This window comes from Amycolatopsis nigrescens CSC17Ta-90 (assembly GCF_000384315.1).
GTDB lineage: Bacteria > Actinomycetota > Actinomycetes > Mycobacteriales > Pseudonocardiaceae > Amycolatopsis > Amycolatopsis nigrescens.
The window spans coordinates 8,293,785-8,306,379 of the sequence record NZ_ARVW01000001.1 but is presented as its reverse complement, the minus strand read 5'-3'; the positions used below and the strand labels follow the sequence as shown (position 1 = coordinate 8,306,379).

17 protein-coding genes are annotated in these 12,595 nt (G+C 70.9%); 8 read left to right on the top strand and 9 right to left on the bottom strand.

The window, feature by feature from the left end:
* Positions 1-4 precede the first annotated feature (4 nt).
* Positions 5-916, top strand: a complete 912-nt coding sequence (locus AMYNI_RS0139340; protein WP_020673627.1) for an LLM class flavin-dependent oxidoreductase — start codon at positions 5-7, stop codon at positions 914-916.
* Between the two features lie 28 nt (positions 917-944).
* Here AMYNI_RS0139340 and AMYNI_RS0139335 read toward each other — a convergent pair whose 3' ends face one another.
* The 6 genes from AMYNI_RS0139335 to mrf form a co-directional block, all read right to left on the bottom strand.
* Positions 945-1,433, bottom strand: a complete 489-nt coding sequence (locus AMYNI_RS0139335) for a GNAT family N-acetyltransferase (RefSeq protein ID WP_020673626.1) — start codon at positions 1,431-1,433, stop codon at positions 945-947.
* Between the two features lie 241 nt (positions 1,434-1,674).
* Entirely contained in the window at positions 1,675-2,811 is a 1,137-nt protein-coding gene (locus AMYNI_RS0139330) for a GTP-binding protein (protein WP_020673625.1), read from the bottom strand.
* Positions 2,808-3,605: a class I SAM-dependent methyltransferase gene (locus AMYNI_RS0139325; RefSeq protein ID WP_020673624.1), complete on the bottom strand. Its 798-nt coding sequence runs from the start codon at positions 3,603-3,605 to the stop codon at positions 2,808-2,810. Before AMYNI_RS0139325 ends, AMYNI_RS0139330 begins: the two co-directional genes overlap by 4 nt.
* Positions 3,602-3,760, bottom strand: a complete 159-nt coding sequence (rpmF, locus tag AMYNI_RS0139320) for a 50S ribosomal protein L32 (protein ID WP_020673623.1) — start codon at positions 3,758-3,760, stop codon at positions 3,602-3,604. Before rpmF ends, AMYNI_RS0139325 begins: the two co-directional genes overlap by 4 nt.
* A complete protein-coding gene (locus AMYNI_RS0139315; RefSeq protein WP_020673622.1) occupies positions 3,760-4,023 on the bottom strand; it encodes a type B 50S ribosomal protein L31 in 264 nt (87 codons plus the stop codon). The genes rpmF and AMYNI_RS0139315 overlap by 1 nt, the downstream gene beginning before the upstream one ends.
* Positions 4,020-5,273, bottom strand: a complete 1,254-nt coding sequence (gene mrf, locus AMYNI_RS0139310; RefSeq protein ID WP_020673621.1) for a ribosome hibernation factor-recruiting GTPase MRF — start codon at positions 5,271-5,273, stop codon at positions 4,020-4,022. Before mrf ends, AMYNI_RS0139315 begins: the two co-directional genes overlap by 4 nt.
* Positions 5,274-5,385: 112 nt before the next feature.
* Between mrf and rpmG the strand changes: the two genes are divergently transcribed.
* From rpmG to cobA, 5 genes are all read left to right on the top strand, one after another.
* On the top strand, positions 5,386-5,550 hold the full coding sequence (gene rpmG, locus AMYNI_RS0139305; RefSeq protein ID WP_026361496.1) for a 50S ribosomal protein L33: 165 nt from the start codon (positions 5,386-5,388) through the stop codon (positions 5,548-5,550).
* Positions 5,550-5,855, top strand: coding sequence for a 30S ribosomal protein S14 (gene rpsN / locus AMYNI_RS0139300; protein ID WP_020673619.1), 306 nt, complete (start codon positions 5,550-5,552; stop codon positions 5,853-5,855). Before rpmG ends, rpsN begins: the two co-directional genes overlap by 1 nt.
* Complete coding sequence (gene rpsR / locus AMYNI_RS0139295) at positions 5,852-6,100, top strand: 30S ribosomal protein S18 (RefSeq protein WP_020673618.1); 249 nt, start codon at positions 5,852-5,854, stop codon at positions 6,098-6,100. Before rpsN ends, rpsR begins: the two co-directional genes overlap by 4 nt.
* A gap of 77 nt (positions 6,101-6,177) precedes the next feature.
* The gene (locus tag AMYNI_RS0139290) at positions 6,178-6,570 is read left to right on the top strand and encodes an ankyrin repeat domain-containing protein (protein WP_020673617.1); all 393 of its coding nucleotides are present in this window, start codon (positions 6,178-6,180) and stop codon (positions 6,568-6,570) included.
* 38 nt (positions 6,571-6,608) lie between these two features.
* Positions 6,609-7,838, top strand: a complete 1,230-nt coding sequence (cobA, locus tag AMYNI_RS0139285; RefSeq protein ID WP_040407826.1) for a uroporphyrinogen-III C-methyltransferase — start codon at positions 6,609-6,611, stop codon at positions 7,836-7,838.
* Here the strand turns inward: cobA and AMYNI_RS0139280 are convergent.
* The gene (locus AMYNI_RS0139280; protein ID WP_020673615.1) at positions 7,826-8,713 is read right to left on the bottom strand and encodes an alpha/beta fold hydrolase; all 888 of its coding nucleotides are present in this window, start codon (positions 8,711-8,713) and stop codon (positions 7,826-7,828) included. The genes cobA and AMYNI_RS0139280 overlap by 13 nt on opposite strands.
* 111 nt (positions 8,714-8,824) lie before the next feature.
* On the opposite strand from AMYNI_RS0139280, the gene AMYNI_RS0139275 reads away from it, so the two are divergent.
* Together AMYNI_RS0139275 and AMYNI_RS0139270 are read left to right on the top strand one after the other, a co-directional pair.
* Positions 8,825-9,667: a crotonase/enoyl-CoA hydratase family protein gene (locus tag AMYNI_RS0139275; protein WP_026361495.1), complete on the top strand. Its 843-nt coding sequence runs from the start codon at positions 8,825-8,827 to the stop codon at positions 9,665-9,667.
* 33 nt (positions 9,668-9,700) lie between these two features.
* Entirely contained in the window at positions 9,701-11,407 is a 1,707-nt protein-coding gene (locus AMYNI_RS0139270; protein WP_020673613.1) for an AMP-binding protein, read from the top strand.
* An 83-nt stretch (positions 11,408-11,490) separates the two neighbouring features.
* Here the strand turns inward: AMYNI_RS0139270 and AMYNI_RS0139265 are convergent, their stop codons facing one another.
* Entirely contained in the window at positions 11,491-11,910 is a 420-nt protein-coding gene (locus tag AMYNI_RS0139265; RefSeq protein ID WP_020673612.1) for a hypothetical protein, read from the bottom strand.
* A gap of 44 nt (positions 11,911-11,954) precedes the next feature.
* The gene (locus AMYNI_RS50405; protein ID WP_245574102.1) at positions 11,955-12,455 is read right to left on the bottom strand and encodes a hypothetical protein; all 501 of its coding nucleotides are present in this window, start codon (positions 12,453-12,455) and stop codon (positions 11,955-11,957) included.
* Positions 12,456-12,595: the final 140 nt, after the last annotated feature.

The window sequence follows — 12,595 nt, the reverse complement described above, 5'->3', positions numbered from 1 at the left end:
CGTCATGAACCCGCGGATCGGCGTGATCCTTCCCTCCTTGGCCGTCCAGCGCGACGAACGCCTGTCGCTGGCCGAAGCCGCTCGTCTTGCCGAGCGGCTCGGCCTGGACGGGGTGTGGCACGGTGACCACCTCGCCACCGGGAATCCGTCGCTGGACAGCACGGTCGCGCTGGCGACCGCGGCCGCGGTGACCGAGCGGGTGTCGGTCGGGCTGAGCGTGTTCATCCCGGCGATCCGGCCGCTGGCCTGGGCCGCCAAGCAGATAGCGAGCCTGCAGCGGCTGTCCGGCGACCGACTCCTCCTGGGGGTGGGGTCGGGCGGCGGGCCGGCGCAATGGGCCGCCGCAGGGGTGCCGTACGCGGAACGCGGCCGTCGGACCGACCTCGCCCTGCGGCTGCTGCCGGAGTTGCTGGCGGGTAAGGCGACCCGGTTCGAGCACGAGCCGGGTGCGCCGGTGGTGGAGCTGCTGCCCACGGCCACCATGCCGCCGGTGTGGGTGGGCAACGCGTCCGCGGTGGCGATCCGGCGGGCGGCGGAGCTTGGCGACGGCTGGTTCCCGTCGCTCATCCCGCCGGCCGAGCTGTCGGCCGGCCGGGCCCGGCTGGTCGAACGCGCCGCCGAGCTGGGCCGGCCGGAGCCGGTCGTGGCACTCGGCGCGACCGGCGCGCTCGGCTCGGCGCCCGGTCTGCCGACGGTCGAGGACATCGCGGCCGGTATGCACCGCGGCTACGGCATCGACCTGGAACGCGCTCGGGCCATCCCGATCACCGGCCCGGCCACCGCCGTCGCGGAGCGTTTCGCCGACTACGCCGAGGCCGGCGCGTCCCACGTGGTCATCGGCCTCACCGGCCCCGGCTGGCGCGCCCAGGCCGAAGTCCTCGCCGAAGCCCGCTCCCTGCTCCAGCCTCGTGAGTGAAAAGTGTTGCCCGGACAACACTTTTCACTCACGAGGTGGTCAGGCGGTGCATCAGGTGCAGTCCGACCGGGCCGAGCCGGGGATGTGGGAAGGCGTCGGGGACCGTGGCCAGGATGGTGAAGCCGAGTGACCGGTAGAGGTGCACCGCCGCGTGGTTGGTCTCGACCACCGCGTTGAAGACCATCGCGGCGAAACCGTCGGCGCGCGCCTGCTCCAGGGTGTGCCGCACGAGGCGGCGCCCGATGCCCTGGCCGTGCCGGTCCGGGTCGACCAGGTAAGTTGCGCTGGCGACCCGGCTCGCCGGTCCGTAGTTGGCGCCCTGGCCGGCCGAACCGACGATCACACCGTCCTGCTCGGCCACCCAGAGCCGGTTCGGCGGCCGGCTCATCCATATTTCCCGCGCCTGCTCCTCCGTGGTGTCCCGATGCCAGGCGATGGTCTCTCCGTCGGCCGCGATCCGCCGCCAGAACGGCCAGATGCCCGGCCAGTCCGCCGGTTCCGCTTCTCTGATCAGCACATCGTCACTGTGGCAGGTCCACCACCGGGCGGCAGCTGAATATCGTGCTCGTGAGTGAAAAGTGTTGCCCGGACAACACTTTTCACTCACGAGCGCCCGTACGAGCCCAACGTGACGGTTGGCTCGTTCTATTGGCCAAACGTCACATTGGGCCGCTTCAGCCGCCGAGCGAAACCGCGCTTCACTCACGAGCGTCCGTACGAGCCCAATGTGACGTTTGGTGTGTTCTAAGGACCGAACGTCACGTTGGGCTCGGCAGCTGAATATCGTGCTCGTGTAGGTGGAGTACGTCCCACGAGGGGAAAGGGTCTTCGCTGGGCGGCTCGTTGTCGGCGGCGAGGCAGTCGGAGAGGGCGGCCGTCAGCCTGCCGGAGTCCAGGCCGATCCCGATGAACACCAGCTCCTGCCGCGGTGCGCCGCCGACGCCCTGCGGCTCGAACCTGGCCACCGAACCGGCCTGCGACCAGAGCCCGGTGACTCCCGGCCGGGACGCGAGGCTGAAGAAACCCTTGGAGCGCAGCACCGCGCCGAACTCGCCCGAGTCCAGCCGGCCCGCCACGAACTGCCACAGCCGCGCCGGATCGAAGGCCCGCCCGGCGCGGAACACCACGCTGGAGATGCCGTACTCCTCGGTCTCCGGCACGTGGTCGCCGTTGAGCTCGGCGACCCAGCCCGGCGCCTGCTGAGCCCGTTCGACGTCGTACCGCCCGGTGCCGAGCAGCTTCTCGGCGGGCACCCGGCCGTGCGCCGCGCGGATCACCTCGGCGGCCGGGTTGAGCCGGCGCAGCACCGCATCCATCCGGTCCAGCTCCGCCGCGCCGACGAGGTCGGACTTGTTCAGCAGCAGCACATCCGCGAACTCCACCTGGTCCATCAGCAGATCGCAGACGGTCCGCTGGTCGCCCTCGTACTGGTCCAGCCCGCGCTCGGCGAGTCCGTCCCCGGCGGCCAGTTCGCGGCCGAAGTTCGCCGCGTCCACGACGGTGACCATGGTGTCCAGCCGCGCGCTCGGCAGCAGGGAAACGCCGTCGTCACGGGTGAAGGAGAAGGTTGCGGCCACCGGCATCGGCTCGGAGATGCCGCTCGACTCGATCAGCAGGTAGTCGAACCGGCCGTCCCGGCAGAGCCGGTCCACCTCCTCCAGCAGGTCGTCGCGCAGGGTGCAGCAGATGCAGCCGTTGGTCAGCTCCACCAGCCGCTCCTCGGTGCGGGACAGGCTGGCGCCGTCGCGCACCAGTGACGCGTCGATGTTCACCTCGCTCATGTCGTTCACGATCACCGCGACCCGCAGCCCGCCCCGGTTGGCCAGCAGCTGGTTGAGCAGCGTCGTCTTGCCGGCGCCGAGGAACCCGGACAGCACGGTGACCGGAGTGCTCACCGGTGGCCCACCGCGATCAGCGAACCGGCGTCCAGCGTGCTGATGCCCGCTTCGGCGAGGCCGTTCAGGAACCGGATGCGAACCCGTTCCAGCGCGGCAGGGCCGAGCCCTTCGACGAAACCGCGCAGGGCGGCACCGAGGAAGAAGCTCCACGCGTCGTCCGGGTGCAGCGGCTGAACGTACTGGATCTCGTGCACCTCGATGTCGTGCAGCCCGGCCGCGGACAGCCAGTCGCGCAGGGCTTCCGGGGTGCGCATCTGGCGGCTCGGGTCCGGGCCGGTGCCGTCGCCCAGGTTCGGCCGTTCGGGTGCCACCGCGGCTCTGGCGATCGGCACCAGGCCCGCCATCGCCTCGCCGGCCCAGGTGCTCACCACCAGCCTGCCGCCGGGGCGAAGCGACCCGATCAGCTTCCGGGTGCCGGCCGCGGCGTCGGGGAAGAAGAAGATCCCGTAGGCGCACTGCACCAGGTCGTACGGCTCGGCCTGCCAGCTCAGCACGTCGGCCTCGGTGAACACGAGCTGCTCCAGGCCGAGCGCGGCGGCGTCCCGCCTGCCCTGTGTCAGCAGCCCGCCCGCGACGTCCACCCCGTCGACGCGACCGTCGGTGCCCACGGCCAGTGCGGCCGGGACCGCCGAAGCGCCCGAGCCGCAACAGGCGTCCAGCACCCGCTCACCGAGTTCCGGGCGGCCCACCGCGACGACGAGCTCACCGAGCGGACGCCACAACCGGGCGTACCAGCCGGCGAACTCCTGGTGCGCGGCGCTGAACACCCCGGCGGCGTATTCCGGGTTCATCGGGCCAGTCGCTGGAAGTGCTTGATCAGCCTGCGGGGCACCAGCTTCTCCTCGCCGTCCACCTTGATCGGCACCAGATCCGGCACGGTGGCCTTCCACTGGGCGCGCCGGGATCGCGTGTTGCTCCGCGACTTCTTCCGCTTCGGCACGGCCATCAGCGAGCACCTCCGGACTTGCGCTGCCCGTAGCGGCGGTGGAACTTCTCCACCTGGCCGGCGGTGTCCATCACCCGGCGGGTGCCGGTCCAGAACGGGTGCGACCACGAGCTGATGTCCACCAGCACCAGCGGGTAGGTGTTGCCGTCGGTCCACTCGATGGTCCGCTCCGAGTTGATCGTGGAGCGGGTGAGGAACGCGTCCCCGGTGGAGTTGTCCTTGAACACCACGGGGTGGTAGTCGGGGTGGATACCGGGTTTCACTTGTTCTCTTCCTTTCCTTTGACGGTGTACGTGTCTTCGTCGACTTCGGTGTCCTCGCAGGGTTCTTCGTGCCAGGCGCCGAACGGGTCGGGATAGTTCCGCCAGGCTTCGAGCCCGGCCGCGAGCTCCTCGTCGGTGAGCAGCGCGCCGGTCAGCGCGGCCTCGATCTCCTCCGGGGTGGCCTGGTCGGTCACCACAACCAGCTCCTGCGCGCGGTCGCCGAAGACCGGGTCCCAGCGCAGCGACGCGAGGGTGCGGCGCTCGGGGGAGACCTCGGCCCAGGCCGGGCCGTCCGGCGCGTCCAGCCACGGACCCGCGTGCCCGATGCCGAGCCCGCCGCCGGCGGACTCCACCCAGAACGCGACGTCCGGCTGGCTGGCCACCCAGGCGCGGCCCCTGGTGCGGACCACGCCTTCGAGCAGCACGTCGATCGCGTCGTGCAGCCGTTCGGGATGGAAGGGCCGCTGCGCGGTGAAGGTGAGCAGCGCGATCCCGCAGTCGGTGTGCAGCGGCGGCTGGCCGCGCAGCAGTGGCCCGTGCGGATCGGTCACCTCACCGCGCCGGGAGTGCGGCGGTACCGCGGCCAGCAGCGACCCCGCACCCGCAGCGTCCATTTCGGACAGTTCGATCCGCGGCACGCCGGCCGCCACCCGGTCCAGCACGGCGCAGGTCTTCGCCGCGTTCCAGGCGTCGGTGGCGGCACCGCTGAGCAGCAGCAGGTCGGCGAACTCGACCTGGGCCAGCGCGACCTGGGCGACGGTGCGCTCGTCTTCCTGGCTGGCCAGCAGGCTGCGTTCTTCGAGGGTGTCGTCGCCGGTGACGTCGGTGAGCCAGCGCGCGCAGTCCACCACGGTGAACACCGCTTTCAGGTCCACGTCCTCGGTCACCGGGCGGTCGCCGACCAGCACGTTGCGGATCGCCCAGCTGACCGGTTCGGGCTCCATCGCTTCGTCGAGGCGGACCACGATCCGCTCCACCTGCGGCATCGAGGACAGCTTGCGCAGCAAAGGAAGCAGGTCCTCCCGCAGGGTGCACGACACGCAGCCGTGCGCCAGCTCGAGTGCGGTCAGCTGATCGCGGGGGCCGAGCTGGATCCGCCTGCGCACCACGCCCGAGGTGACGTGGCGCAGGTCGTGGTGCACGACGGCGGTGCCGGGGCGGCCGGTGCGCAGCAGGTCGGCGAGCCTGCCGGCGGCCTCCGGCGCGAGTCCGCTGATCAGGGTGAGGGGCACACGCGGGGTGTCGGTCACTTGAGCTCCAGAGCGGGCCCGGGGTCACGGGCCCGGGGTTGCGGGCAGGAACGCCTGTGTACAGTAATTGAAAACGAGTATCAATACCAACTAGGGAGGGGTGAAGCGCTGGATGGCCCGCAACGAGATCCGCCCGATCATCAAGCTGCGTTCCACCGCCGGCACCGGCTACACGTACGTGACCAGGAAGAACCGTCGCAACGACCCGGATCGGATGGTGCTGCGCAAGTTCGACCCGGTGCTCAGGCGGCACGTCGAGTTCAAGGAGGAGCGCTGATGGCGAAGCAGTCGAAGATCGCCAAGGACGCCCAGCGGCGGGTGATCGTGGCCCGGTACGCCGAGCGCCGGGCCGAGCTGAAGGAGACGGTCCGGTCGCCGCGGTCGAGTCCCGAGCAGCGGGCCGCCGCGGTGTCGGCGTTGCAGGCACTGCCCCGCGATGCCAGCCCGACCCGGCTGCGCAACCGGGACGCGGCCGACGGCAGGCCGCGCGGCTACCTGCGCAAGTTCGGCCTGTCCAGGGTCCGGATGCGGCAGCTGGCGCACAACGGCGAGCTGCCCGGCGTCTCGAAGTCGAGCTGGTGAGCGCCGTGCCCAAACCGACGCGGGACCGTCCCGGCAAGCGCAAGGCCAACCCGCTGCACGCCCAGCGGATCACCGAGGTGGACTGGAAGGACACCGACCTGTTGCGGAAGTTCATCTCCGACCGCGGCAAGATCCGGGCCCGCCGGGTGACTGGTTTGACCCCGCAGCAGCAGAAGCAGGTCGCGACCGCGATCAAGAACGCCCGCGAGATGGCCCTGCTGCCCTACCCCCACTCCGGCCGCTGACATGTCGTGAAGGGCACCTTGCCTACCTCTGAAGTAGGCAAGGTGCCCTTCACGGACTGCTGGGTAAGGTGGGGAGCATGACGGAGGAGGAGCCGGGGCCGGAGCTGCTGGAGCTGTGGAGCAGGGTGTTCGGGTTCGCCAGGACGGGGGAGACCGAGACGCTCGCGGCCTATGTGGACGCCGGGATCTCGCCGAACCTCACCAACGACAAGGGCGACACGCTGGTCATGCTCGCCGCCTACCACGGTCACGCCGCAACCGTGACTGCGTTGCTCGAGCGCGGCGCCGACCCGAACCGGCTGAACGACCGTGGCCAGAGCCCGCTGGCCGGCGCCGTGTTCAAGGCCGAGCCCGAAGTGATCAACGCGCTGCTGGCCGGAAACGCCGACCCGAACGCCGGCGAGCCCTCCGCCGTGGACACCGCCAGGATGTTCGGTAACACAGAGTTAATCGCGCGGCTGGAGCCCTGAGCGCGCCGCGCACGGACGCGCCAGGCATGCTTGGCGGCATGTCAGAAGAGCACTATCTGGTCGGCCTCGACCTGGCCGGGCGACGCGTGGTGATGGTGGGTGGCGGCACGGTCGCCCAGCGCAGGCTGCCGCGTCTGGTCGGCGCCGGCGCTCGGGTCGAAGTGATCTCGCCCAGCACCACACCCTCGGTGAGCGCGATGGCGGACGCCGGCGAGCTGGTCTGGCACCGGCGCCGGTACGCCGATGGCGATCTCGAAGGCGCGTGGTACGCGCTGGCCTGCACGGACGACCCGGAGGTCAACGCGGAGATCTGCGCGGAGGCAGAGCGCGCGCGGGTGTTCTGCGTGCGGGCGGACTCCGGGATCGACGGCAGTGCGGTGACGGCCGCGGTGGGCAGGCACGACGGGCTGCTCGTCGGGGTGCTCTCCGGTGGCCAGCCGCTGCGTTCGGCGGCGGTCCGCGACGGCATCGTGGACGCGCTGCAGACCGGGGACATCGCGGATGCCCCGCCGCCGCACGGGGACGAGCTGCCCGGGGTCGCGTTGGTCGGCGGTGGTCCCGGCGACCCGGAGCTGATCACCGTCCGTGGCAGGCGGCTGCTGGCCCGCGCCGACGTCGTGGTGGTGGACCGGCTCGGGCCGCGGGAACTGCTCGACGAGCTGCCGCCCGAGGTCGAAGTGGTGGACGCGGCGAAGATCCCGTACGGCAGGGCCGCCAACCAGGACGTGATCAACAGCACCCTGATCGAGCGGGCCAAGGCCGGCAAGTTCGTGGTGCGCCTCAAAGGCGGCGATCCGTACGTCTTCGGCCGAGGCTTCGAAGAGGTGCTCGCGTGCGTCGAGGCCGGTGTCCCGGTGACCACCGTGCCCGGGATCACCAGCGCGTTCGCGGTGCCCGCGGTGGCCGGGGTGCCGGTTACCCATCGCGGGGTCGCGCACGAGGTCGTGGTCGTTTCCGGGCACCTGCCACCGGGACACGAGCAGTCCCTTGTGGACTGGGACGCGCTCGGCCGGATGCGCGGCACGATCGTGCTGATGATGGGCGTGGAGCGGCTCGCCAGGTTCGCGGAGGTGCTGCTGGCCGCGGGGCGCCCGGCGGACACCCCGGTCGCCGTCATCGAGGACGGCACGATGCGCACCGAGCGGGTCCTCCGGTCCACATTGGACACCGTGGCGGCGGAGGCGGCCGAAGCGGGCGTGCGCCCGCCCGCGGTGATCGTGATCGGCCCGGTGGCCGGGGTCGGGCCGCATCCCGCTCAGGACTTGTAGCAGCGCTCCACGAAGGCCGTGATCGCCTCGGTCAGCCGCTTCGGGTCGAACCGGAGCTCGACCGGGCTGCGGGCCTGGATGAACTCCGCGTCCGGCAGGTCGGCGGCCAGGGTGTCCGCGTCGCCGAACGGGTGGATCGGGTCGCGCTGGTGCCCGATCACCAGTGCCGGCGCGGAGAGCAGGCACCGCGCCGATTTGGGCGGCGCGATCCGCCCGAACAGCACGCCGTGCAGCAGCGCGGCCATCGAAGCCGGTCGCTGGTCCAGGGTGTCGGTGAGCACGTCCACCCACTGGCTGCCGTGCGGCACCAGCCCGGCCACCGCGGCCACGCCCTGCACGCCGACCGGCAGGAACCTGGCGGCGAACAGCAGCGGGGTGAAGGTGAGCAGCCCGGCCACGATCGCGTTGTCCAGCACCGGCATCTCGACGATCATGCCGTGCAACCGGTCCGGCGCCAGCGACGCCACCTCGAGCGCCACGTTCGCGCCGAGCGACGTGCCGCCGACCACGACCCGCTCGAGTTCCAGATGGTCGAGCAGCGCCACGGTCTGCTCGGCGAAGGCCGGCATCGAGTAGAGCCAGGAGTCGGTGGGACGGTCCGAGTCGCCGTGCCCGAGGAGGTCGAGGGTAACCACCCGGTAGCCCGCGATGGCCAGTTTGCGGGCCAGCGGGGCGTGCATCCGGCGGGTGAACATCAGGCCGTGGGTGAGCACCACCACCCGGTCGCCGCTGCCGAACTCGGTGTAGGCCAGCCGGTGGCCGTCGTGGGTGAAGGACCCGGCGAGCTCGATCGGACGACTCCGCTTCGGTGTGGGTGTGGGGATGGTGACCGTCTCGACCTCGTCGAACGCGGTGGCACTGCTTGCCATGCTCATCGACCCCCTCCCGAACGAGTACACCTGTCCACTCCAAGGAAACCATCCGGCACCGACATCGGCACAGGGTTAACTGGCAGCCGTTCAACTAGATAGGCGAAGATGACCACCATGACTGATACCGCTGAGAACCTCCTGGACCTGGTCTCGCTGAAGGTGGAGCGCACCGGCGATGTCGCCGAGGTGACCCTGCTCGGCCCGTCCAAGGGCAACGCGATGGGACCGGACTTCTGGCGCGAGCTGCCCTTGGTGTTCCGCGCGCTGGACGCCGACCCGCAGGTCAGGGCGGTGGTGTTGACCGGCAGCGGGCAGCACTTCTCCTACGGTCTCGACCTGCCCGCGATGATGCCGGGCTGGGCCGAGTACCTCACCGGCGAGGCGCTGGCCGGTCCGCGTACCGCGTTCCTCAAGGAGGTCCGCGAGCTGCAGGACGCGGTGAGCTCGGTCGCCGCCTGCCGCAAGCCGGTGATCGCCGCGGTGTCCGGCTGGTGCATCGGCGGTGGCGTGGACGTGATCAGCGCCGCGGACATCCGGCTGGCCAGCGCGGAGGCCAAGTTCAGCGTGCGCGAGGTCAAGGTGGCGATCGTGGCCGACCTCGGCAGCCTGCAGCGGCTGTCCGGCATCATCGGCGAAGGTCACCTCCGGGAACTGGCGCTGACCGGCCGGGACATCGACGCGGCGCGGGCCGAGCGGATCGGGCTGGTCAACGACGTCTACCCGGATCAGGCCGCGGCGCTGACCGCGGCCCGCGAACTCGCCGCGGAGATTGCTGCGAACCCGCCGCTGGTGGTGCAGGGTGTCAAGGACGTGCTCTCGGTCAACACCGAGCGGCAGATCGCGGACGGCCTGCGCTACGTGTCGTCGTGGAACGCCGCGTTCCTGCCCAGCAAGGACCTGGCCGAGGCGGTGCAGGCGTTCATGGAGCGGCGGAAGCCGAACTTCAAGGGCGAATAGGACGACCACGGCGGGACAGGGCGAGGAGACACAGTGAGCAACGGCGCTTCTGAGGTTCACCAGGCGTTCCGGCAGGCGCGGGACTACCTGCTCGCGCACCGGGAGGACTACGACACCGCGTACCGGGACTTCTCGTGGCCCGAGCCGGCCGAGTTCAACTGGGCGCTGGACTGGTTCGACCGGATCGCCGAGGACCCGGCCAACGCCGAGCGGTACGCGCTCTGGATCGTCGAAGAGAACGGCACCGAGACCCGCTGGACGTACCCGGAGATGGCCCGCCGGTCCAACCAGGTGGCGAACTGGCTGCGCGGGCACGGCGTCGGCCGCGGCGACCGGCTGATCCTGATGCTGGGCAACCAGACCGAGCTCTGGGAGACGATACTGGCCGCGATCAAGCTGGGCGCGGTGATCATCCCGGCGTCCACTCTGCTCGGGCCGGCGGACCTGCGAGACCGGGTGAACCGGGGCGCGGCCGGGCACGTGGTGATCCGCTCGGTGGACACGCCGAAGTTCGCGGAGGTGGCCGGGGACTACACCAGGATCGCGGTGGGGGAGCGGACCGAGGGCTGGCTGTCGTTCGACGACGCGTACGCCGAGCCGGCCGAGTTCACCCCGGACGGCCCGACCGCGGCCGCCGACCCGATGCTGCTCTACTTCACCTCGGGCACCACCGCGAAGCCCAAGCTGGTACAGCACACCCAGGTCTCCTACCCGGTCGGCCATCTGTCCACAATGTACTGGATTGGTCTCGAACCCGGCGACGTGCACCTGAACATCTCCTCGCCGGGCTGGGCGAAGCACGCCTGGAGCAACGTGTTCGCACCGTGGAACGCCGAGGCGACGGTGTTCCTCTACAACTACGAGCGGTTCGACGCGGTCGCACTGATGGCGCAGATGGATCGCTGCGGCATCACCAGCTTCTGCGCGCCGCCGACGGTGTGGCGGATGCTGATCCAGGCCGATCTGACCGCGCTGAAGAACCCGCCGAAGAAGGTCGTCGGCGCGGGCGAGCCGCTGAACCCCGAGGTGATCGAGCAGGTGCGGCGGTCGTGGGGGATCACCATCCGGGACGGCTTCGGCCAGACCGAGAGCAGCGTGCAGATCGCCAACACCCCCGGTCAGGAGGTCAAGCCGGGCTCGATGGGCCGCGCGCTGCCCGGGTTCAAGGTGACCCTGGTCGACCCGGTCAGCGGCGAGCCGGCGCCGGAGGGCGAGATCTGCCTCGACCTGTCCCGGCGGCCGGTCGGGCTGATGGTCGGTTATGCCGACGACGAAGAGCGCACCACGGAAGCCTTCGCCGGCGGTTACTACCACACCGGTGACGTCGGCTCGATCGACGAAGACGGCTACATCACCTACGTCGGCCGCACGGACGACGTGTTCAAGGCGTCGGACTACCGGATCTCGCCGTTCGAGCTGGAGAGCGTGCTGCTGGAGCACGACGCGGTGGCCGAGGCGGCGGTGGTGCCCGCACCGGACCCGATCCGGCTGGCGGTGCCGAAGGCGTACGTGGTGCTCGCCGGTGGCCACGAGCCCACCGCTGAGACCGCGGCCGCCATCCTGGCGTTCTGCCGGGAGCACCTGGCACCGTACAAGCGGATCAGGCGGCTGGAGTTCGCCGAGCTGCCGAAGACGATCTCCGGGAAGATCCGCCGCGTCGAGCTGCGCGGCCGGGAAAGCAACGAGAGCCGCCCGGCCGGCGAGTTCCGCGAAGAGGACTTCCCCGGCCTCAAATCCTGACCGGCTCGAGCCCAACGTGACGTTCGGTGTGCTCTATTGGCCAAACGTCACGTTGGGCTGGTACGGGAGTGGCGCGTGGGGAGCTAGGGGACGGGCAGCCCGTCGACCAGGCGGCCGTCCTCGGTGGAGCAGGTGGTGGTCGGTTCGGTGACCGGCCCGCTGCCGCAGGTCCAATGGCCGAGCGCGACCGGGCCGGCACCCTCGGGATTGTCGAAGTCGGCGGGCGTGAGCTCCTGGAAGTACCGGGTGAGCAGCTCGGTCGCCTGCGCGCAGTCCACCGCGCCTTCCCGGACGACCACCTTCGCCTTGCCGCGGCCCGCCGGGACCGGCCCGCATTCGGTGCCCGGCGAGGCGGGCGCCGCGGCGGGTGCGGCAGCGGGAGCGGCGAGTCCGGCGGGTGCGGCCGGGCCCGTCTCGCCCGACTCGCTGCCGCCTTCACCGCAGGCGGTGAGGAAGAGGGCACAGAGAGCTACCTGGGTACCGATGACGATCTGGGTTCTCATGGACCTTCCTGGAGCTGACCCTGGCGTGTTCGAAGCGCAGGACGTTACTCCACCGGGATGACCGCGGCGAGCACGGTCTTGTCCTGGTTGCTGCAGGTGGTGCCGCCCTGCTGGGCAGGCGGGCCGGAGACGCACAGCCAGTCGTCCACGGTGTCGCTGATCGGCTCGTTGGAGTCGGCGGACTGCCGTCCGGCGATCTTCTCGTGGAACTGGGCGACCACGCGCTTGGCCTCGTCGCAGCCGACACTGGCGTCCTGCCCGCCGAGGATCTGCAGGGTCAGCCCGCTGGCCGCAGTCACCGTGCCGCAGGAGCCGTTGACCGGGGCGTCCGACCGGGGAGCCTCGGTGGTCGACGGCGCGCTCGAGGAGCTGGACGGGGCCGCGGAGCTGCTCGGCGCCGTACTGCTGGTGGTGGGCGTGCTGGACGCGCTCGACGAGGGGGCCGGTGGCGGCGCGGCTTGGTTGGAACAAGCGCCGAGGAGTAGCACCGAGAGGCCACCGGCGGCCAGCAGGCCGGCTCGTGCCGCGATGTTCGACGCAGTCAACGCGATCCCTTCCGTCGTCGACCCGGTGGCGTACCGCCGGGTTCGTCGGAGAGTACCGTGTAGCCGGAACGGCCCGTACGCGTGGTGACCACCACGGCCCCGGCCGCATCGTCCTTAGTGGACGGTTTGACCTGATGGAC